At 50.6% G+C, this 17,695-nt stretch carries 21 protein-coding genes and 4 tRNA genes; 10 read left to right on the top strand and 15 right to left on the bottom strand.

Annotated elements, in window-relative coordinates; genetic code table 11:
• Nucleotides 1-21: 21 nt before the first annotated feature.
• The 7 genes from BMY09_RS13040 to BMY09_RS13010 all read right to left on the bottom strand — a co-directional run bounded on the left by BMY09_RS13040 (nucleotide 22) and on the right by BMY09_RS13010 (nucleotide 3,462).
• Nucleotides 22-97 (bottom strand) — tRNA-Gly (locus BMY09_RS13040).
• A gap of 40 nt (nucleotides 98-137) precedes the next feature.
• Nucleotides 138-224 (bottom strand) — tRNA-Leu (locus tag BMY09_RS13035).
• A gap of 10 nt (nucleotides 225-234) precedes the next feature.
• A tRNA-Cys gene (locus BMY09_RS13030) sits at nucleotides 235-308 on the bottom strand.
• A 42-nt stretch (nucleotides 309-350) separates the two neighbouring features.
• A tRNA-Gly gene (locus BMY09_RS13025) sits at nucleotides 351-426 on the bottom strand.
• 112 nt (nucleotides 427-538) lie between these two features.
• On the bottom strand, nucleotides 539-1,087 hold the full coding sequence (pgsA, locus tag BMY09_RS13020) for a CDP-diacylglycerol--glycerol-3-phosphate 3-phosphatidyltransferase (protein ID WP_091358938.1): 549 nt from the start codon (nucleotides 1,085-1,087) through the stop codon (nucleotides 539-541).
• 55 nt (nucleotides 1,088-1,142) lie between these two features.
• Nucleotides 1,143-3,116, bottom strand: a complete 1,974-nt coding sequence (gene uvrC, locus BMY09_RS13015; RefSeq protein ID WP_091358936.1) for an excinuclease ABC subunit UvrC — start codon at nucleotides 3,114-3,116, stop codon at nucleotides 1,143-1,145.
• A gap of 25 nt (nucleotides 3,117-3,141) precedes the next feature.
• On the bottom strand, nucleotides 3,142-3,462 hold the full coding sequence (locus tag BMY09_RS13010; RefSeq protein WP_091358934.1) for an excinuclease ABC subunit C: 321 nt from the start codon (nucleotides 3,460-3,462) through the stop codon (nucleotides 3,142-3,144).
• A gap of 83 nt (nucleotides 3,463-3,545) precedes the next feature.
• Between BMY09_RS13010 and BMY09_RS13005 the strand changes: the two genes are divergently transcribed.
• Nucleotides 3,546-4,508: a DUF1853 family protein gene (locus tag BMY09_RS13005; RefSeq protein ID WP_091358933.1), complete on the top strand. Its 963-nt coding sequence runs from the start codon at nucleotides 3,546-3,548 to the stop codon at nucleotides 4,506-4,508.
• 90 nt (nucleotides 4,509-4,598) lie between these two features.
• Here the strand turns inward: BMY09_RS13005 and BMY09_RS22195 are convergent, their stop codons facing one another.
• Complete coding sequence (locus tag BMY09_RS22195; protein WP_175483535.1) at nucleotides 4,599-4,742, bottom strand: hypothetical protein; 144 nt, start codon at nucleotides 4,740-4,742, stop codon at nucleotides 4,599-4,601.
• 198 nt (nucleotides 4,743-4,940) lie between these two features.
• Entirely contained in the window at nucleotides 4,941-5,804 is an 864-nt protein-coding gene (locus BMY09_RS13000; RefSeq protein WP_091358931.1) for an NAD(P)-dependent oxidoreductase, read from the bottom strand.
• Between the two features lie 98 nt (nucleotides 5,805-5,902).
• On the opposite strand from BMY09_RS13000, the gene BMY09_RS12995 reads away from it, so the two are divergent.
• Entirely contained in the window at nucleotides 5,903-6,439 is a 537-nt protein-coding gene (locus BMY09_RS12995; RefSeq protein WP_091358929.1) for a TlpA family protein disulfide reductase, read from the top strand.
• 68 nt (nucleotides 6,440-6,507) lie between these two features.
• Here BMY09_RS12995 and BMY09_RS12990 read toward each other — a convergent pair whose 3' ends face one another.
• The 3 genes from BMY09_RS12990 to BMY09_RS12980 form a co-directional block, all read right to left on the bottom strand.
• Nucleotides 6,508-7,689: a pyridoxal-phosphate-dependent aminotransferase family protein gene (locus tag BMY09_RS12990; RefSeq protein WP_091358927.1), complete on the bottom strand. Its 1,182-nt coding sequence runs from the start codon at nucleotides 7,687-7,689 to the stop codon at nucleotides 6,508-6,510.
• A 63-nt stretch (nucleotides 7,690-7,752) separates the two neighbouring features.
• Nucleotides 7,753-8,511 (bottom strand): 5'-methylthioadenosine/S-adenosylhomocysteine nucleosidase, encoded by a 759-nt coding sequence (gene mtnN, locus BMY09_RS12985; protein WP_091358925.1) that lies wholly within the window; start codon nucleotides 8,509-8,511, stop codon nucleotides 7,753-7,755.
• Nucleotides 8,512-8,693: 182 nt separating this feature from the next.
• The gene (locus tag BMY09_RS12980; protein WP_091358923.1) at nucleotides 8,694-9,479 is read right to left on the bottom strand and encodes a pseudouridine synthase; all 786 of its coding nucleotides are present in this window, start codon (nucleotides 9,477-9,479) and stop codon (nucleotides 8,694-8,696) included.
• 199 nt (nucleotides 9,480-9,678) lie between these two features.
• Here BMY09_RS12980 and BMY09_RS12975 point away from each other — a divergent pair, with 199 nt between their 5' ends.
• The 8 genes from BMY09_RS12975 to BMY09_RS12940 all read left to right on the top strand — a co-directional run bounded on the left by BMY09_RS12975 (nucleotide 9,679) and on the right by BMY09_RS12940 (nucleotide 14,168).
• The gene (locus tag BMY09_RS12975; protein ID WP_091358921.1) at nucleotides 9,679-10,359 is read left to right on the top strand and encodes a Bax inhibitor-1/YccA family protein; all 681 of its coding nucleotides are present in this window, start codon (nucleotides 9,679-9,681) and stop codon (nucleotides 10,357-10,359) included.
• 96 nt (nucleotides 10,360-10,455) lie between these two features.
• The gene (gene tusD / locus BMY09_RS12970; protein WP_091358918.1) at nucleotides 10,456-10,848 is read left to right on the top strand and encodes a sulfurtransferase complex subunit TusD; all 393 of its coding nucleotides are present in this window, start codon (nucleotides 10,456-10,458) and stop codon (nucleotides 10,846-10,848) included.
• 2 nt (nucleotides 10,849-10,850) lie between these two features.
• Complete coding sequence (gene tusC, locus BMY09_RS12965) at nucleotides 10,851-11,219, top strand: sulfurtransferase complex subunit TusC (RefSeq protein WP_091358916.1); 369 nt, start codon at nucleotides 10,851-10,853, stop codon at nucleotides 11,217-11,219.
• Between the two features lie 2 nt (nucleotides 11,220-11,221).
• A complete protein-coding gene (gene tusB / locus BMY09_RS12960; RefSeq protein WP_091358915.1) occupies nucleotides 11,222-11,515 on the top strand; it encodes a sulfurtransferase complex subunit TusB in 294 nt (97 codons plus the stop codon).
• Nucleotides 11,515-11,850, top strand: coding sequence for a TusE/DsrC/DsvC family sulfur relay protein (locus BMY09_RS12955; protein WP_091358913.1), 336 nt, complete (start codon nucleotides 11,515-11,517; stop codon nucleotides 11,848-11,850). The genes tusB and BMY09_RS12955 overlap by 1 nt, the downstream gene beginning before the upstream one ends.
• Before the next feature lie 13 nt (nucleotides 11,851-11,863).
• On the top strand, nucleotides 11,864-12,784 hold the full coding sequence (locus tag BMY09_RS12950) for an NAD(P)-dependent oxidoreductase (protein ID WP_091358911.1): 921 nt from the start codon (nucleotides 11,864-11,866) through the stop codon (nucleotides 12,782-12,784).
• Between the two features lie 41 nt (nucleotides 12,785-12,825).
• Nucleotides 12,826-13,602 carry a hydroxypyruvate isomerase family protein gene (locus BMY09_RS12945; RefSeq protein ID WP_091358910.1) on the top strand — a complete coding sequence of 259 codons (777 nt, stop codon included), beginning with the start codon at nucleotides 12,826-12,828 and terminating at the stop codon, nucleotides 13,600-13,602.
• An 11-nt stretch (nucleotides 13,603-13,613) separates the two neighbouring features.
• Complete coding sequence (locus BMY09_RS12940; protein WP_091358908.1) at nucleotides 13,614-14,168, top strand: chemotaxis protein CheW; 555 nt, start codon at nucleotides 13,614-13,616, stop codon at nucleotides 14,166-14,168.
• A gap of 94 nt (nucleotides 14,169-14,262) precedes the next feature.
• Here BMY09_RS12940 and nhaC read toward each other — a convergent pair whose 3' ends face one another.
• The 3 genes from nhaC to BMY09_RS12925 all read right to left on the bottom strand — a co-directional run bounded on the left by nhaC (nucleotide 14,263) and on the right by BMY09_RS12925 (nucleotide 17,667).
• The gene (gene nhaC / locus BMY09_RS12935) at nucleotides 14,263-15,774 is read right to left on the bottom strand and encodes a Na+/H+ antiporter NhaC (RefSeq protein WP_091358906.1); all 1,512 of its coding nucleotides are present in this window, start codon (nucleotides 15,772-15,774) and stop codon (nucleotides 14,263-14,265) included.
• Between the two features lie 306 nt (nucleotides 15,775-16,080).
• On the bottom strand, nucleotides 16,081-16,485 hold the full coding sequence (locus BMY09_RS12930; protein WP_091358904.1) for a secondary thiamine-phosphate synthase enzyme YjbQ: 405 nt from the start codon (nucleotides 16,483-16,485) through the stop codon (nucleotides 16,081-16,083).
• Nucleotides 16,486-16,566: 81 nt separating this feature from the next.
• A complete protein-coding gene (locus BMY09_RS12925) occupies nucleotides 16,567-17,667 on the bottom strand; it encodes a malate dehydrogenase (RefSeq protein WP_091358902.1) in 1,101 nt (366 codons plus the stop codon).
• Nucleotides 17,668-17,695: the final 28 nt, after the last annotated feature.

The raw sequence follows: 17,695 nt of genomic DNA, 5'->3' as shown, positions 1-17,695 counted from the left end.
AGATAAGGAGGAATGTGAAACTGGAGCGGAATATCGGGCTCGAACCGACGACCTGAACCTTGGCAAGGTTCCGCTCTACCAACTGAGCTAATTCCGCTTCACTTACCTTTTTTACACCAGATCGGACGATCTGTAAATGGTGCCCGGAGCCGGACTTGAACCGGCACGGCCTTGCAGCCGGGAGATTTTAAGTCTCCTATGTCTACCGATTCCATCATCCGGGCAAAGCAAATATGGAGGCGCGGGTCGGAATCGAACCGGCGTTCACGGAGTTGCAGTCCGCTGCATGACCACTCTGCCACCGCGCCTTTAGGTAAACCATATTACCCTCAACCCTGCCTGAGCAGGATTGGAGCGGAATATCGGGCTCGAACCGACGACCTGAACCTTGGCAAGGTTCCGCTCTACCAACTGAGCTAATTCCGCATGCTTCCGAAGAAGTGGTGCGTATTATAGACAGCTCACTCTTTATGTCAACAACTTTTCCGCTGTAAAAAAGTGCAATCAGATTAATAAGTTAGATCTGTCTACCGATTGATCAGATATCGTCCGTCAGGTCTGGCCAGGCGGCTTTCAGATAGACATACATCGACCAGAGCGTCAGTACTGACGCAATATAGAGCGCCCCGATACCAATCCAGGAAAACAGTGTATAAGGCACAAAAGCGAGCATGATGAAGATCGACAGCATCTGCAACGCTGTTTTCAATTTGCCGATATAGGAGACGGCGATATTGGCGCGCTTACCCAGCTCAGCCATCCACTCACGCAGCGCTGAGATAACAATCTCCCGGCCAATTATGACGATGGCCGGAGCGGTAATCCAGAAAACGGAATAGGTATCAACCAGCAGTACCAGGGCGGTCGCCACCATCAGTTTGTCAGCGACCGGGTCGAGAAACGCTCCAAAGGGCGAAGTCTGATCCAGCCTGCGGGCCAGATAGCCATCAAACCAGTCAGTAACAGCCGCCAGGGCAAACACCAGGGCAGCCGCCATCGGCCCCCAGGCATAGGGCAGATAATAAACCAATACAAAAACAGGAATCAGAACTATGCGCAGCAAAGTCAGGATATTGGGTATTTTCATCGACGTTCAGCTTTCCTGTAAATACGGGACAGAGTTGGCAGTGAATATTTTGCCATTAAGGATCAGGATGCAGGGTAGCATAAATATCTTCGGCAATTTTGCGGCTTATAGTAGAGACTTTTCCAATTTCTTCAATACTTGCGGTTTCAATCGACTGCACACTGCCAAAATGTTTCAGCAGCTCACGGCGCCGCTTAGGTCCAACCCCGGGTATCCCCTCAAGGGATGATTTCCGCCGGGCTTTACCTCTCCTGGCCCGGTGGCCTGTGATAGCAAAACGGTGTGCTTCGTCGCGGATATACTGAATCAGATGCAGCGCCGGTGAATCCGCACGCAGGGCTACTTCAGCACCGCTATCGCCCATAATCAGGGTTTCCAGTCCGGCCTTCCTGTCGCTACCCTTGGCAACCCCGACAATCAGAACCTCATCAATCTGCAGTTCCGCCAGCACTTCAACCGCCTGAGTCACCTGCCCTTTACCACCATCGATCAGCAGAATATCCGGCAGCTTACCCTCGCCTTTTTTCAGCCGGGTATAGCGCCGGGTGAGCGCCTGATGCATCGCGGCATAATCATCACCGCCGGTAATACCTTCGATATTGAAATGTCGGTAATCGGACTTCAGCGGACCATTGCGATCGAATACAACACAGGACGCTACTGTAGCTTCTCCTGAACTGTGACTGATATCAAAGCACTCCATCCTTTGAGGAATAGTATCCAGTTGCAGTACATCCTGTAGCGCCAGATAGCGGTTGTAGATGTTCTGCTTGCTGGCCAGATGGCTTTTCAGATTCTGCTCCGCATTTGTTTGTGCCAGTTTTTGCCAGCCCGATTTATCTGAACGAACCTTGTGCACCAGCGTGACTTTACGGCCACTGCGTTCACTCAGCGCCGCTTCAAGAACCTCACGATCAGCCGCCTCGTCCACGGTGATCAGCAGCGGCGGGATCTCCCGGCCGCTTGCCAGATACCACTGAGCGATAAACGCCGCGAGCAGCTCCTGTGGCGTCTCTTCAATACTGAATTTCGGATGATAGACCTTACTACCGATAATCCGCCCCCCGCGGACAAACAGCATATGCATACAGACTGCGCCCGATTGCTGAGCACAACCAATCACATCGGCATCACCGCTCTGACCGCTGACATGCTGCTGCTCCTGCACCTGCTGCAGACTGGAGATCTGATCACGATAGATGGCTGCGTCTTCAAAATTGAGCGCCTGAGAGGCCTGGTCCATCTGCTCAGCCAATTCATCCATGATGGTATTGTTTTTGCCCTCCAGAAACATCATTGCATGGCGGATATCCGCCTGATACGCCTCCGGCGTTGGAATGCCTACGCAGGGGCCGCTGCAGCGTTTGATCTGATATTGCAGGCAAGGCCTGGAACGGTTTTTGAAGAAACTTTCCTCACACTGACGAATACGAAATACCTTCTGCATAATTGCCAGGCTATCACGCACCGCTCCACTGCTGGGAAAGGGGCCGAAATAGCGTCCCTTTTGCCGCTTTGCCCCCCGGTGAAAGCGGACAGCAGGATACTGCTGCTCGGTAGACACGAAGATATAGGGGTAAGATTTATCATCACGCAGCAGGATGTTATAGGGAGGACGGTTGGTTTTGATCAGATTCTGTTCCAGCAACAGCGCCTCGGTCTCACTGTTGGTGACCGTTACCTGTATATCAGCAATACGGCTGACCAGCGCCTGAGTCTTAATGTTGAGGCCTGTGGAACGGAAATAGCTGCTGACTCTGTTTTTCAGGTTTTTAGCCTTGCCAACATAGAGTATCTCGCCGTTGCTGTTGTACATCTGATAGATACCCGGCCTGCGGGTCAGCCGGGAAAGAAAACTTTTACTGTCAAAGGATGAGCTACCACCCTGCTGATCCTGCTTATTCAGTTCCGCCAGGGAATCGCCATCATCAACAGCGACGCTGTCAGAAGTGCTTTCAGAGCTGCTGTCATCAGACTCTGCACGGTTCAGATCAGGGCGGTTAGTGTCATTATCAGGAATCTCATTCATCCGCGTATTCTAACTGTGCGCCCTTCTATTCCTCAAGGATATTCAATAGCTTATTGGCATCCATATGGTAATGGGTTGCCTCTGTATGAATTTTTTCCAGCTGTTTACGGGTACCATCGGCGATACCCGCCCCACGGGACAAACTAACTTCAAGGTAGACGCTGATCTCAGCATAATAATAGAGCCTGGCATCGAAGCTGCGTGCACGCTTTAACTTAGAGAGCGAGATTTTAGCGCCATTCAGCATAATGGTGTTGATGTCAGAATCACTCATTAGTGGGTGACGATCTTTTTCATTAGGCAGAAGTTGCTGTTGATTCGCGCGTGTACGTGTATTTGCTGCCATAAGACATCCTGATAAAAGTAGAGTAAAGTTATTGGTATCGTATCACTTTATGAGCTTTTCACATCAATGTGAATATATGATTTATGGGCAAAAATCGCAGCCATAACATCGGTCACTCAGCGAAGGGTTCCATTTCGAAATCCACCATCCTTGAGTCAGGCTCAGTGTATCAGCAGGAAGTGATCCGCGATCTGCACTGGCTGATCTACAGCCCTTCACTAATGACTCCTCCGGACAACGAATCTTCCGACTGGCTTTTCAATATCCCAGAGATCGATTCACACCTTGCCAGACTGGATCAAAACCCTCAGCCACTGATAGATGAGTTGCGCCAACAGGCGCAGTTCAGGCTCGGCTATTATTTCGAAGATCTGGTAAGATTTTACATAAAAACTTTCACTCAACCCATTGAACTTAAATACAATATACAAGTATCAAGAGAGAAAGCTACCGTCGGTGAATATGACTTCCTGATGGCTTTGCAGAACAGCATCAACGTGCATATTGAAGCCGCAGTAAAGTTTTATCTGTGCACAACCACTGATGTAAACCACTGCAATCTGAAGGACTTCATCGGCCCTAACCGCTCTGACCGACTGGATCGTAAATGGCAACGGCTCACCGAACATCAGCTGCAGCTGTCGAAAACCGATGCCGGAAAAACTCAGGCGATGGAGCTGGGGCTTCTGCCTGACCGACACTCACTCTTACTACGGGGCTATCTGTTTTACCCCTTCGCCCAGTGGCAGGCATACAACCCTCCTGCCCCGGTCAACCCGGATCATCTTAAAGGCTGGTGGATCAGAGCTTCTGAAACGGATGCTCTGGGGGACCATTATCAGTATATTGTTCTGATGAAGCCCCGCTGGCTGGCCCTGGCCCGCTGCTGTTTTCAGGAAACCCTGTCGCGTGCTGAGCTTGCAGAGATAACTGATCGTAGCATTACCACACCGATGCTGATCGCCCGCCTGGTGTTTAAAGAGAGTCGCTGGCATGAAGCTGACCGGGGTTTTATTGTGCCTGATAACTGGAACTTGCAGATCTGACCCCGATCTGCACTACGTACCCCCACCCGACAGAAAACAGCAGGCACAAAAAAAGCAGCCAGGAGCTGCTCTTTTCAAAAAGACGGCTTATTATTCAGCGCGCTGAGCGGCTTTAGCAGCGTCTTTGGCAATGCATTTACGCAGGTAGTAAATAGCAACGAAGGTTCCAACAACCATTGCAGCAACAATTGCCATGCTGGGTGCGAAAGAGATCATAGTGTATTTATCGGCCATAGAACTGTCCTCATGGGTTATCGTAATCAATGATTACGTATAATTTCAGGTTTATCTGTTTTAGTTATAGGGCGCGATTATAGAGCATCCACCCTCAGGCACAATAGTCAAAAAGATCTATTAATAAATTTCAGGCAGACGCCTATCTACCCAACCCTGGTTTTGAAAACCGCCTGGCAGCTAAGGTTTCGGGACAGATTAAGAATCGAGCCGTTTCACCAGACTGGAGGTATCCCAGCGATTGCCACCCATCTTCTGCACCTCTGAATAGAACTGATCAACCAGCGCAGTTACTGGCAACTGAGCACCATTACTGCGTGCTTCATCCAATGCAATTTTCAGATCTTTACGCATCCAGTCGACGGCGAAGCCGAAATCAAACTGATCATCAATCATAGTCTGATGACGGTTAACCATCTGCCATGACCCCGCAGCTCCATGCTGAATAACATCAAACACAGCGGCGGCATCAAGGCCAGCCTGTTTTGCAAAATGAACTCCTTCAGCCAGCCCCTGGACCAGCCCCGCAATACAGATCTGATTAACCATCTTGGCCAGTTGACCACTGCCTGCCGGGCCGAGTAATTTGGCAGATTTTGCATAGCAATCAATAACCGCCGCCGCTCGTTCATACACCGCGGGCTCGCCACCAATCATGATACTGAGAACACCGTTTTCAGCCCCGGCCTGGCCACCGGATACCGGAGCATCGAGAAACTGAAGCCCTTTGTCGGCAGCGATAACCGCCAGTTCACGGGCGACTTCGGCAGATGCCGTCGTGTGATCAACCAGAATGGCATTCTGAGCCATGCTGCTGAATACCCCCTGAGGCCCTGCAACCACCTGCCGCAGGTCGTCATCATTGCCAACACAGGTAAATACAATCTCTGCATTGCGCGCCGCTTCAGCCGGAGTGGTTGCCCGGTTTCCCTTATACTGCTGACACCACTGCTCAGCTTTTGTCGCTGTGCGGTTGTAGACAGTGACATCATGACCCGCATTGGCCAGATGACCAGCCATCGGATAGCCCATCACTCCCAGACCGATAAATGCAACTTTCATACGTTTTCCTCTCCACCCAAGGGCTGACTATTGCTATGATCAGGGTATTCTATGCTAATGGTATATATTGAAACACCTCTAATTTTCAGGGTCATGTGATGCAATCTGACAAATATACTCGGCGACCAGCAACCCTTTTCATCGGCACGCTTTTGCTATTGCTGTGCACGCTGGCACCGCCGGTATCGGCCACAGAATCATTTTACGACAAACTCAGGGTGACCGATCTTGAGGGTAATACGGCCAATCTGAATCAGCATAAGGGCGGCCTGGTACTGGTTAACTTCTGGGCGACCTGGTGCCCCCCCTGCGTTAAAGAGATGCCTTCATTACAGCGACTACAGCAGCAATTTGACCCCAGTGAATTCAAAGTTGTACTGATTAATCTGGGACAAACCGCAGCCACAGTTAACAGTTTTCTAGAGGAGCAAACTTTCGATTTCGACCTGCCCGTCTATCTTGATGATAAAGGCAGTGCCTTTACTCAGCTGGGCATTGAGGGGATGCCTTCCAGCTTTCTGCTTGATGCCAGCGGCATGCAGATTGAAACCATTAGCGGCGCGCGGGAGTGGGATCACCCGGAAAATATTAAAGCGGTACGCCAACTGATGAGCAGCCTGATGACCGAACATTAAAACAGCTTTCCCGCCGTTTCGGATTACGGACAAGCGCAGCGTTCAGGCATCGGGCTTCTGCTGTTAAATCAATTCGCGTTATAGACCGCTTGTGCTGCCGCAATCGCCTTGCCTGTAGGGATATCTGCCCCCATCGCCGACAAGGTATTTTCCAGCGCACTCAGACAGAGCAGTACATTCTTCTTATTGCACGCAGCCCCCATCAGACCGATACGCCATACCTTACCAGCGAGAGCTCCAAGCCCGGCTCCGATTTCCAGACTGTAATCGGCTAACAGACGGCTACGCACCTCCGCTTCGTCGATCCCCTCAGGCACAAAGACCGAGTTAAGCTGTGGCAGGCGGTAAGGCTCTTCTACGAGGAATCCGATGCCCATCGCTTCCAGACCATCGCGCAACGCATTATGGTGATGACGGTGACGTGCCCAGGCATTCTCAAGCCCCTCTTCTTCCAGCATCACCAGCGACTCATGAAAAGCGTATAACGCATTAACCGGAGCCGTGTGGTGGTATGCTCGTTTCGCACCGCCACCCCAGTAACCCATCACCAGTTTCTGATCCAGGAACCAGCTGGGAGTTTTAGTCTGACGCTTTTCAATCACTTCGATAGCACGCTGATTAAAGCTGATGGGGGAGATCCCTGGCGGACAGGAGAGACATTTCTGAGTTCCGGAATAGACCGCATCGACGCCCCAGCCATCAACATCCAGCTCACTGCCGCCCAGCGATGTCACCGTATCGACAATCGTCAGTGCACCATGATGCTGTGCGATCTGACACAGCGTTTTCGCATCAGACAGAACGCCGGTAGAGGTCTCTGCATGAACAAAAGCCAGAATTTTAACATCAGAATGCGCTGCAAAAGCGGCTTTCACTTTGGCTGGATCCACCGGCTTACCCCAGTCATCCTCAACCATAATCGCTGTGCCGCCGAAGCGCTCAACATTCTCTTTCATCCGCCCGCCAAACACACCATTCTGACAGACGATCACCTTATCACCCGGCTCGACCAGGTTTACAAAACAGGCCTCCATACCGGCAGACCCTGGCGCTGAGATCGGCATTGTCAGCGGGCTTTCGGTTTTGAAAGCGTACTGCAACATCTGCTTTACCTCGTCCATCATGCGAATAAACTCAGGATCGAGATGGCCGATGGTTGGCCGGGAAAGTGCCGCCAGAACCCGCGGATGTACATCAGAGGGGCCGGGCCCCATCAGCGTTCGTTGGGGGGGATAGAAAGAGGTGGTCATAGTCCGTTGCCTTTTGTAATTACTGTACTGAGTGTCTGTTTACCTGTTATTCCAGCGGAACGATCAGGCTGCTTCATCCGCAATGGTTTGAACAATCGCCATAACCATCTCCGCCGAGTGCTTCGCAGCAACCACCAGAAACTGATCAAACGACAGGTTAGACTCTTTACCGGCGATATCGGACAGTGCCCGAATCACAATAAAGGGAACATCAAACTGATAACAGGTTTGTGCAATCGCTGCGGCTTCCATCTCAACCGCCTTCATGGTCGGAAAATGCTCGCGGGTTTTGGCGACCCGCTCAGGGCAGTTCATAAATGAATCGCCGGTAGCAATCAACCCTCTTACGGTTTTAATGTCCGCCATGCGGGAGATACAGCGCTGGGCAACATCCGACAGAAAATTATCGGGAATAAAAGCGGCGGGCAATCCGGGAACCTGACCATGTTCGTAGCCAAACACCGTAACATCCACATCATGGTGACGGACTTCAGTTGAGATCACTACATCACCCACATCCAGCTCAGAAGCAAAACCGCCGGCAGACCCGGTATTGATCACACAGGTAGGTTGAAACTCCTGCAGCATCAGCGTTGTGCCGATCGCAGCATTGACCTTGCCAATTCCAGACTTGAGCAGGACTACCTGGATACCATGCATAGTGCCGGTGTAGAGGCTATAGTCGGCAATCGTATGCTCCTGACGTCCCTCCAGTGTTTGTTTCAGTAGTTCGACCTCTTCGTCCATAGCGCCGATAATACCGATTTTAAGCTGATCAGACTGAGCGTGCAGGCGCTCAGCAAAGGAGGTGTTGTTGGTCATTCAGGTGATTCCATCACGGCTAGTGTAAAAGTGCGTATTTTTAAGGGTTAAGGATACGCAAATTAAACCGGTGGACAATAGTCAAAAAGCAGAAAAAGACAATAAAACCATCAGTATTATTCGAGTCTTGCTGCCACTGAACGACACAACGCCAATTCGCACAGTTTCAGGACACCGTTCAGCTACCAAAAACGGGGTTCACTTTCAGGGACACTGGCCTCCTGGCTTGAATTGGCGGCTGCCGGATAGTGCCCCTGCCAGCCAAACTGTGTAAAGAGCTGATCCACCCAGGGCGACACCGGCGCATTGATCTCAATATTCTCATCAGTAAAGGGGTGAACAAACTCCAGTCTGGTGGCCATCAGCAACAACCGATCCAGACCAAAATGGTGACGAAACAGCGCGTTATGTTTGCCATCGCCGTGCTGCGTATCCCCCACCAGAGGGTGAAATATATGTTTCAGATGACGACGAATCTGGTGTTTGCGTCCGGTTTCCGGTTTAACTTCAACCAGCGAATAACGCGCCGCAGGGTATTTGCTGACAGGAATAGGCAGCTCGACAGTGGCCAGGCGACGATAGCGGCTTACGGCATCTTTTGCTGGCTTATTCGGATTAGCCATCTTGTCAGCCACCTTATCAATAATCTCTTTCAGGGGATAATCGATTACCCCCTGCTCCTCTGTATACCCCCGACAGACGCACAGATAGGTTTTCTGCACCCGGCGTTCAGCAAAACAGAGATTGAGCTTATTCGCAGCCTCTGAGGATTTAGCAAAGATCAGCACTCCGGAGGTCGGCCGGTCGAGACGGTGCACCGTAAAGGCTTTAATCCCCAGCTGTTCGCGAATCAGCGCAACCGCATTGGGGGCACGGCGCTCGATAGGACTGGGGTGTACCAGCAAGCCGGCGGGCTTATCGATTGCGAAAAAGTGTTCATCTTCAAAAAGAATATGGATGGGATACATCGTGATACTTACCTGATCTGATCAAGGCGCGCAGCTTAACAATAAATCATCTGATTGCCTATGAACCTATATAAGATGATCCAGTCATACCTATTAACACGTAATACCTGTATGGTTGAAATACCGAAAAAAACCTATATATATACAGTATCCTATAACTTTAAACGGCACCTAAAGCCTTAATATTCAGAGGGATAAAATGCGTAATATCGATACAATGACCGTCCGTTCAGAACAGTCGGTTCTGGCAACCAATAAGGTGATAAGAAACACCTACCTGCTGCTTGCCATGACTCTGGTATTCAGCGCGATGACCGCCGGTATCTCCATGGTCATTAATCCGCCGATGATCTTAGCTTTGGGGGCGATGATCGTGGGTATGATCCTCACCTTTGTTATCGCTAAAAAACAGAATAGTGCGGCGGCACTGCCGCTGGTGTTTGTATTCACCGGCCTGTTTGGCTTTGCCCTGGGTCCGATCCTGAATGCCTATCTTGCCATGAACAATGGCGGCCAGATCGTCATGACTGCGATGGGGATGACTGCAGCGACCTTCCTGGGTCTTTCAGCCTATGTCCTCACCAGCAAGAAAGACTTTAGTTTTATGGGTGGTTTCCTGGCTGCAGGCTTAATGGTTGTGCTGGTATCCATGGTAGTGCTGATCGCCCTGCCATTCTTCGGCATCCACATCCCTGCGCTTAACCTGGCGTTTTCCGCTGCGGTTGTACTGCTGATGTCCGGCTTCATTGTCTATGACACCAGTAACATAGTGAATGGCACCTATACCAACTACATTATGGCCACGGTCAGCCTGTACACAAGCATCTTCAACCTGTTCATCCACCTGCTGCAACTGGTAGGCTTTCTGAGCGACGACTAAGCGTTTCTGTTTAGTTTTCACCTGCTGAAAACAACACACAAAGCCCTGCAATCCTGATAAGATTGCAGGGCTTTTTAGTTTACAGACATCACTATTATGATTTTTTCAATCGTTGTTACCGGGGCTCCCTATAGCTCCCAGGCGTCAGCCAGCGCTTTGCAGTTTTGCAGAAGCGTTTTAAAACTCGGACATAGGATACATCGGGTGTTTTTTTACGCGGATGGTGTTCACAGTGGTTCAGCGTTGGCTGCCCCGCCGCAGGACGAAATCAATATCCCGACCGAATGGACGGCGCTGGCCCGCGAGCATGAACTGGACCTGGTGGTCTGTATCGCAGCCGCAGTCCGGCGTGGGGTTCTCGATGAAAATGAAGCCCGACGCTATGAAAAGAGCGGCCATAATCTCAGTTCCGGCTTTACTCTCTCAGGATTGGGTCAGCTGGCTGAAGCGGGTATCCTCTCCGACCGTGTCGTCACCTTTGGAGCCTGATAATGAGTGAGACTAAAAAATCATTTCTGATTATCAATCGTAAGGCTCCCTATGGTAGCAGCGCCGCCCGGGATGCCCTGGATGTCGCGCTAACAATCTCAGTCTTTGAACAACCCCTGAGCCTGCTGTTTATGGGCGACGGCGTATTGCAACTTTTGCCTGAACACAACGCCTCTGAGATTGGTCAGAAAAACCTCTCTGCAAACCTTGCAATGCTGGAGATGTATGATATTGACAGACTCTATGTTTGTCGCCAGGCACTGGAACAACGGGGCATCTGTCCTGCTGATATACGATTAAATATTACCCTGCTGGATCAGAACGGTATTACCGCTCTGATCAAACAACAGGACCAGGTTCTGAGCTTCTGATTATGACACTACACCTGATTAACAAAACCCCATCGGAGAGCAGCGCCCTCATCGATAGCCTGTCAGCCGTAAGCGAGGGTGATGCCCTGCTGCTGATTGAGAACGGCGTTTATGCAGCACTACAGGGTTATGCCGAACTTTTCACCCGCCTGCCTGGCTCGGTGCAATGCTATCTGCTGGAGAATGATGCCGAAGCCCGGGGCCTGAAACAGCTCAATCAGGAATTTCGCCCTATTGACTATGACGGTTTCGTCGAACTGAGTTGTCGTTATGGCAAAGTGGTGAGCTGGTTCTGATGGAAAATCTCGATGTAAACGGCCAGGCCATCGCCATCGACAACGAAGGCTACCTGCGCAATCTGGAAGACTGGAGCAAAGAGGCGGCTATGCAGCTGGCTCAGCAGGAAGGGATTGAGCTAACTGACGCCCATTGGGAGATTCTGCACCTGTTGCGTGAATTTTATCAAACCTATGAGATGTCCCCTGCCATGCGCCCTCTGATCAAAGCGGTCGCCGCACAACTGGGCAGCGATAAAGGTAAAAGTATCTATCTGATGTCTCTCTTTCCGGGAAGCCCGGCAAAACTTGCCAGCAAGATAGCCGGCTTGCCAAAACCAACTAACTGCTTATAACGGAACCCTGCCGATGAAAATAGCGTTTCTCGGAACAGGCCTGATGGGCCGGCCAATGGTTATCAATCTGCTCAATGCGGGTTATAAACTGACGCTCTGGAATCGCACCCGCAGCAAGGCTGAAGCCCTGATCAGTTATGGTGCGGAGGTTGCGGACACGGCCGCTCAGGCGATCGCTGATGCGGATATTACCATTACCATGCTGGAAAATGGCCCGATCGTGGATCAGGTGCTGTTTAATACCGGGCAACCTGCCAGTTTTAAACGCGGTAGTACGGTTATCGATATGAGCTCTATTCCCCCGGAACTGGCCAAACAACACTTCGCCCGCTTTAAACATATCGGCGTCAACTATCTGGATGCCCCGGTATCGGGCGGTACGGTGGGCGCACAACAGGCCTCCCTTGCCATTATGGCGGGTGGAGAGAAAACGGTTTTCGATCGCTGCCACACCCTGTTTACAGCCCTGGGCAAAGCGACCTATATCGGCCCCGCAGGCTCGGGCCAGTTGGCCAAATGCGCCAACCAGGCGATTGTTGGCATTACCATCGGGGCAGTTGCTGAAGCGCTGCTGTTGGCTGCACAGGGGGGAGCCGATCCCGCCGCTGTGCGTGAAGCCCTGCTGGGAGGCTTTGCCAGTAGTAGGATTCTTGAACTGCATGGTCAGCGAATGATAGACCGGGAGTTTAATCCCGGCGCCACCTCCCGGGTGCAACTGAAGGATCTGCGCACTATTCTCGATACGGCCCAGGCCGAAGCGCTATATCTGCCGCTGGTGCAGCAGACCTATGACCAGTATCAGAATCTGGTTAACAACGGTCTTGAGGAGGTCGACCACAGCGGCTTATTACTGCAACTTGAGAGACTCAACGGCAACCGCACACTGAATAATAAGGCTACAACCTCACCCTACGATTCAGCTGATCACACCTGACCCGGACCCAATAACCCGAACGCTTAGCAGGAAGATATACCATGCCCGATTTTGCCGTTAACCTGAGTATGCTTTTCACTGAGGTTCCCCTGACTGAGCGCTTCGCCGCTGCGGCGGCAGAAGGATTCAGCAAGGTCGAAATTCAGTTTCCTTATGAACTGCCCGCTGATCATATTCTTGATCTTTTAGAGCAACATAAACAGCAACTGATCCTGCTTAACGCCCCCGCCGGCGACTGGCTTGCCGGTGATCGGGGCATCGCATGTCATCCAGACAGAATCGCCGAGTTTCGTCAGGGTGCAGCGCTCGCTATTGAGTATGCAGATAAATTAAAGTGCCGTAATATCAATATATTATCCGGCATAGTTCCTGAAAATTGTGACTATGCTTTGGCTGAAAAAACCTTTATCGCTAACCTCCGCTTCTGTGCCGAAGAGTGCGACAAGGCGGGAATTCAGCTGCTCACTGAAGCGATCAATACACAGGACATTCCCGGGTTTTTCCTCAACAACAGCCGTCAGGCATTTGCACTTTTTGAGGCCGTTGGCCATACCAATATCAAGCTGCAATACGATATCTATCATATGCAGATAATGGAGGGAAACCTGATTCAGACCCTGCGCAAAAACCTGCACAGAATCGGCCATATACAGTTTGCTGATGTTCCCGGAAGGCATGAACCCCAAACTGGTGAACTAAATTTCAGCAATATTTTTAAAGCTCTGGATGATATGGGATACTCTGGTGTAACAAGCCTTGAATATAATCCCTCTGTCAGCACGACTGAAAGTCTTAGCTGGCTAGAACAGATAGCATAAGAGAGTAATCTATGGGTCTTGAAGACGCAGCTAAACAACTACAGCAGATTCAGGCAGAGCTCAGTAACAATGTTTATGAGCAGCATAAGAAAAATGGTGAAACTCAGGAGGCTTATCGCAAATGGGCAACCTTTTCGATAGCCGATGAACTTTATGCCATCGATGTTATGCAGGTTAAAGAGGTATTGCGCTTCACCGATATAACGCCGGTTCCAGGTGCTCCCGCGGGCATTCTCGGCATCATCAATCTGCGCGGCAGCGTCGTCACTGTGATTAACTCACGTACACTGTTTAAGCTTGAAGACAAAGAGATCGATCACAACACCCGCATCGTGGTGGTTGAGTTCGAAGATCAGGAAGTACTCGGGATTCTGGTCGATGGTGTAGATGAGGTTCTCAACCTGCCCGAAAGCGAAACCGAGAGAGCCCCCGGAGTCTTACGCGAAGACAGCCAGCGCCAGTTTGTCCAGGGAGTCTGTTATCGGGAAGAACAGTTAATCATTCTGTTGGATCTTGACCGCATGCTGGCAGGCTTTAAGGCCGTTCAGCCAGAGCAGGAACAGTAGCGCAACCACCACTTTCACAGATAAGCTGGAAAGAGTGCACGCATAAAAAACCCCGGATATTCCGGGGTTTCAACAGTACGATGATCGTCCAGACTTATACGGTCACTTCCCTTTCAACAAAACCATCCTCGACCATTTCAGTCGCGATAATCTCTCCCTGATGCTCCCACATAAGGCGCTCAGCATCAGTCGCTTTAGGTGAAAATAAACCTGTCTGTGCGTAGATCAGACCTATAACAGGCGACACCCAGCAAGCAAATGCCAGTGGGATATACAGCAGGTTTTCTACATGACCATCCGCAATGCCCAGCCCCAGCGCACTAATCACAAACGCACCACCGGCATTCCACGGAATCAGCGGCGAAATAAGCGTACCACCTTCCTCAATTGCCCGGGAAAGATTAAGGGTTGAATAGCCCATTCCCCGGTAGATCGGCGCATACATGCGACCCGGCAGAGCAATTGACAGGTAGGGATCCCCGGCAACAAGGTTGGTCGATATAGAAGTGCAGACCGCAGCAGTCTGGACCCCTTTAAACCCTTTAACCTTCGTCATAATGGCGGCAATAATCGCCTCCAGACAACCGGTTTTCTCAAGCGCACCACCAAACCCCAGGGCGATAAGCACCAGCGAGATGGTCCACATCATTGACTGGATGCCGCCACGGTTTAAAAGACTATCAATGGTACTGATACCCGTATCAATGGAGTAACCACTATTGGCAAAGGTCAGCAACTGATGGATGCCAGCCCCCTGAGTGATCATCGCTGCAACAGCCCCCGCCAGAACACCGGCAAACAGCGAAGGAATCGGCGGCATACGCTTAACAGCCAGGACGATAACCAGTAGCGCTGGAAGCAGCAGCCAGGCCGAGATGGTAAAGTTAGCGTCAAGTGCTGCCGTAATCGCATTGATCTTTTCAAAGGATGCTCCCTCACCATCTATCAGGGTAAAACCTGCAATTAAGTAAATAGTAAAAGCGATCAGCATTGAGGGTATAGTGGTCGGCATCATGTTTTTGATATGTGAAAAAACATCCGTGCCGGTAACAGCGGGTGCCAGATTAGTGGTGTCTGAGAGAGGTGAAACTTTATCGCCGAAAAAAGCTCCGGAAACGACTGCACCTGCAGTCCAGTACACCGGAATATCAAAACCTGCACCAATCCCCATCAGGGCGAGCCCCACAGTTCCAACTGTTCCCCAGGAAGTGCCGAGGGATAGGGATACTACTGAGCAAAGTACCATAGCCGCGGCCAGGAATATCTGAGGAGACAACAGCGTCAGGCCATAATAGATCAGCGTTGGCACCGTACCACTGGCAATCCAGACGCCGATAATCATCCCCACGCATATCAGCACCGAAACCGAGGGCAACGAAACATGAATGACATGAAAAACCCCCTCCTCTATATCTTTCCACTTAAGGCCCAGCCTGATGCCCACCAAACCAGTTATCGCTAAACCGATGGCCAGAGGAATATGAGGGGTAAAATCACCAAAATAGAACAGCTGTATACCCAGCACCATGAGAGTCAGAACAACGGGAATCAGAGCTAATCCCAGCCCGGGTTTTTTCACGTCAGAAACTTGCAGATGGTCATTCATGAGCGTATCTCTCTTCTGACAGATATCACAACACTCCACCAATCAGGCTAAGAGTCTTTTAGACTGGTGTTTATGAGGCTTTTCTGTTGATCAAATCTGAATATTATTTTTGTTAGCCCGACCTGTTTAATTATTAGACAATTAGACTAGGATATGGCTCTAAAAACCTATATTCATTTACATTTATGACTATATATAAGCTTTTATTGAGAGATACAGACTATTTGTAGGAAAATAGACGAAAATAACAATACTCGCTTCGGTTCAAAGCGTGGCAACCAGAATGACATCAGAGCTGACAGATGGCTAACCGATATGTACCGCAACAGATCTGATCTGCCGGTCATGACGATGCTCCCAGCAATACACTCCCTGCCAGGTTCCAAGCAGCAAACGCCCCTCACTAACCGGAATCGATAAGGTAGTTGCGGTAAGTGCGGCTTTGATATGGGCCGGCATATCATCCCGCCCTTCAAATACATGGGTATAGAGCGGATCGCCCTCGGGCACCAGACGGTTCAACCAGTTTTCCAGATCCTGTTGTGCGCTGGGGTCGGCATTTTCCTGAATCGTCAGACTGGCACTGGTATGTTGAATCAGCAGAGTACATAACCCCTCCCGAACCCCACTGCTGTTCAGTAGCTGCCTCAGCTGATCCGTAAATTCATATAATCCCTGACCCCGGGTTTCTATCCTGATTATCTCGACCATAGTGAAATATCCATCATAAAAAAGCCCCACCAGTGTAATTCTGGCAGGGCCTGGAGTCGCTTTAAACCGATCTTATCAGGATCAAAGCACCCGGTTATTGCTCATAAACTTACTTTCCTGACTAGGCCCTGTGCCATCGGCGTATAGCGTGACACCCGATTTCAGACAGATAGTCAGGTTCATGTGAGACTCTTCAGTCTCTTTCGGCAACAGATGCTCAACGACCGCTTTTTCTTCCAGTAACTCAAGCTCGGTGGCGGTGAGTTTCTTACGGCTGAAATCACTGATCTCAAGTCCATGAACAATCTGATAACGGCCATAGTTACAACGCACCGGGAAGGAGAAGAAAACCCCCTTTTCAATGCCGTAACTACCATCACTCAGTATGCCCATGCTGACGATTTCACCGGGATCAGTCCCCTGAGTCCAGTTATGCATCTGATCAACAATTGCCTGCGCAGCCGATGCAGCACTGGATAATCCACGTGCCTTGATGATCTCGCTACCCCGCTCCTGCACACGGGGAATAAACTCATTGCGATACCAGGAGGTATCGATCTGCCCCATAGCAGGCTCACCAAAGACAGTTGCATGATGCAGATCCGGGTACTGAGTCGGAGAGTGGTTACCCCAGATAATGATATTCTGAATATCACGGGCGGTAACACCACACTGGCTGGCCAGCATACCTTTAGCGCGGTTATGGTCCAGGCGTGTCAGACAGGTAAACTGCGAGGGGCTGAGCTTGGGTGCGTTACGGCTGGCAATCAATGCGTTAGTGTTCGCCGGGTTGCCGGTGATCAGAACTTTAACGTCACGGTTGGCAAAATCATTCAGCGCCTTACCCTGACGGGCAAAAATCTCTGCGTTAACTTCCAGCAGATCGCTACGCTCCATACCGGGTCCCCGGGGACGGGCACCTACCAACAGCGCATAGTGGCAATTGCTGAAACCCTCTTCGACATTATCGTGAAGGGTTATGGTATGCAGTAATGGATAAGCGCAATCCTCCAGCTCCATCGCCACACCACGAAGCGCCTCCATGGCATCAGGAATCTCAATCAGTTGAAGGATAACCGGCTGATCGCGGCCCATCATTTCCCCTGCAGCAATTTTAAACAACAGGTTGTAACTGATTGCACCTGCCGCACCAGTAACAGCAATCCGTACGGGTCTTCTCATGGCTTATTACCTTTTGTTATATACTTAT

The sequence above is a fragment of the Amphritea atlantica genome (assembly GCF_900111095.1).
Taxonomy (GTDB): domain Bacteria; phylum Pseudomonadota; class Gammaproteobacteria; order Pseudomonadales; family Balneatricaceae; genus Amphritea; species Amphritea atlantica.
This window is presented reverse-complemented; position numbering and strand designations above follow the sequence as displayed.

Bases quoted from the DNA above. Each gene is read 5' to 3' on its own strand.
- BMY09_RS12945 (WP_091358910.1), top strand. From the start codon at position 12,826: ATGCCCGATTTTGCCGTTAACCTGAGTATGCTTTTCACTGAGGTTCCC.
- BMY09_RS13000 (WP_091358931.1), bottom strand. From the start codon at position 5,804: ATGAAAGTTGCATTTATCGGTCTGGGAGTGATGGGCTATCCGATGGCT.
- mtnN (WP_091358925.1), bottom strand. From the start codon at position 8,511: ATGACCAACAACACCTCCTTTGCTGAGCGCCTGCACGCTCAGTCTGAT.
- tusD (WP_091358918.1), top strand. From the start codon at position 10,456: ATGATTTTTTCAATCGTTGTTACCGGGGCTCCCTATAGCTCCCAGGCG.
- BMY09_RS12975 (WP_091358921.1), top strand. From the start codon at position 9,679: ATGCGTAATATCGATACAATGACCGTCCGTTCAGAACAGTCGGTTCTG.
- tusB (WP_091358915.1), top strand. From the start codon at position 11,222: ATGACACTACACCTGATTAACAAAACCCCATCGGAGAGCAGCGCCCTC.
- nhaC (WP_091358906.1), bottom strand. From the start codon at position 15,774: ATGAATGACCATCTGCAAGTTTCTGACGTGAAAAAACCCGGGCTGGGA.
- BMY09_RS12950 (WP_091358911.1), top strand. From the start codon at position 11,864: ATGAAAATAGCGTTTCTCGGAACAGGCCTGATGGGCCGGCCAATGGTT.
- tusC (WP_091358916.1), top strand. From the start codon at position 10,851: ATGAGTGAGACTAAAAAATCATTTCTGATTATCAATCGTAAGGCTCCC.
- BMY09_RS12955 (WP_091358913.1), top strand. From the start codon at position 11,515: ATGGAAAATCTCGATGTAAACGGCCAGGCCATCGCCATCGACAACGAA.
- BMY09_RS13010 (WP_091358934.1), bottom strand. From the start codon at position 3,462: ATGGCAGCAAATACACGTACACGCGCGAATCAACAGCAACTTCTGCCT.
- BMY09_RS13005 (WP_091358933.1), top strand. From the start codon at position 3,546: ATGGGCAAAAATCGCAGCCATAACATCGGTCACTCAGCGAAGGGTTCC.
- BMY09_RS12930 (WP_091358904.1), bottom strand. From the start codon at position 16,485: ATGGTCGAGATAATCAGGATAGAAACCCGGGGTCAGGGATTATATGAA.
- pgsA (WP_091358938.1), bottom strand. From the start codon at position 1,087: ATGAAAATACCCAATATCCTGACTTTGCTGCGCATAGTTCTGATTCCT.
- BMY09_RS12940 (WP_091358908.1), top strand. From the start codon at position 13,614: ATGGGTCTTGAAGACGCAGCTAAACAACTACAGCAGATTCAGGCAGAG.
- BMY09_RS12995 (WP_091358929.1), top strand. From the start codon at position 5,903: ATGCAATCTGACAAATATACTCGGCGACCAGCAACCCTTTTCATCGGC.
- uvrC (WP_091358936.1), bottom strand. From the start codon at position 3,116: ATGAATGAGATTCCTGATAATGACACTAACCGCCCTGATCTGAACCGT.
- BMY09_RS22195 (WP_175483535.1), bottom strand. From the start codon at position 4,742: ATGGCCGATAAATACACTATGATCTCTTTCGCACCCAGCATGGCAATT.
- BMY09_RS12980 (WP_091358923.1), bottom strand. From the start codon at position 9,479: ATGTATCCCATCCATATTCTTTTTGAAGATGAACACTTTTTCGCAATC.
- BMY09_RS12990 (WP_091358927.1), bottom strand. From the start codon at position 7,689: ATGACCACCTCTTTCTATCCCCCCCAACGAACGCTGATGGGGCCCGGC.
- BMY09_RS12925 (WP_091358902.1), bottom strand. From the start codon at position 17,667: ATGAGAAGACCCGTACGGATTGCTGTTACTGGTGCGGCAGGTGCAATC.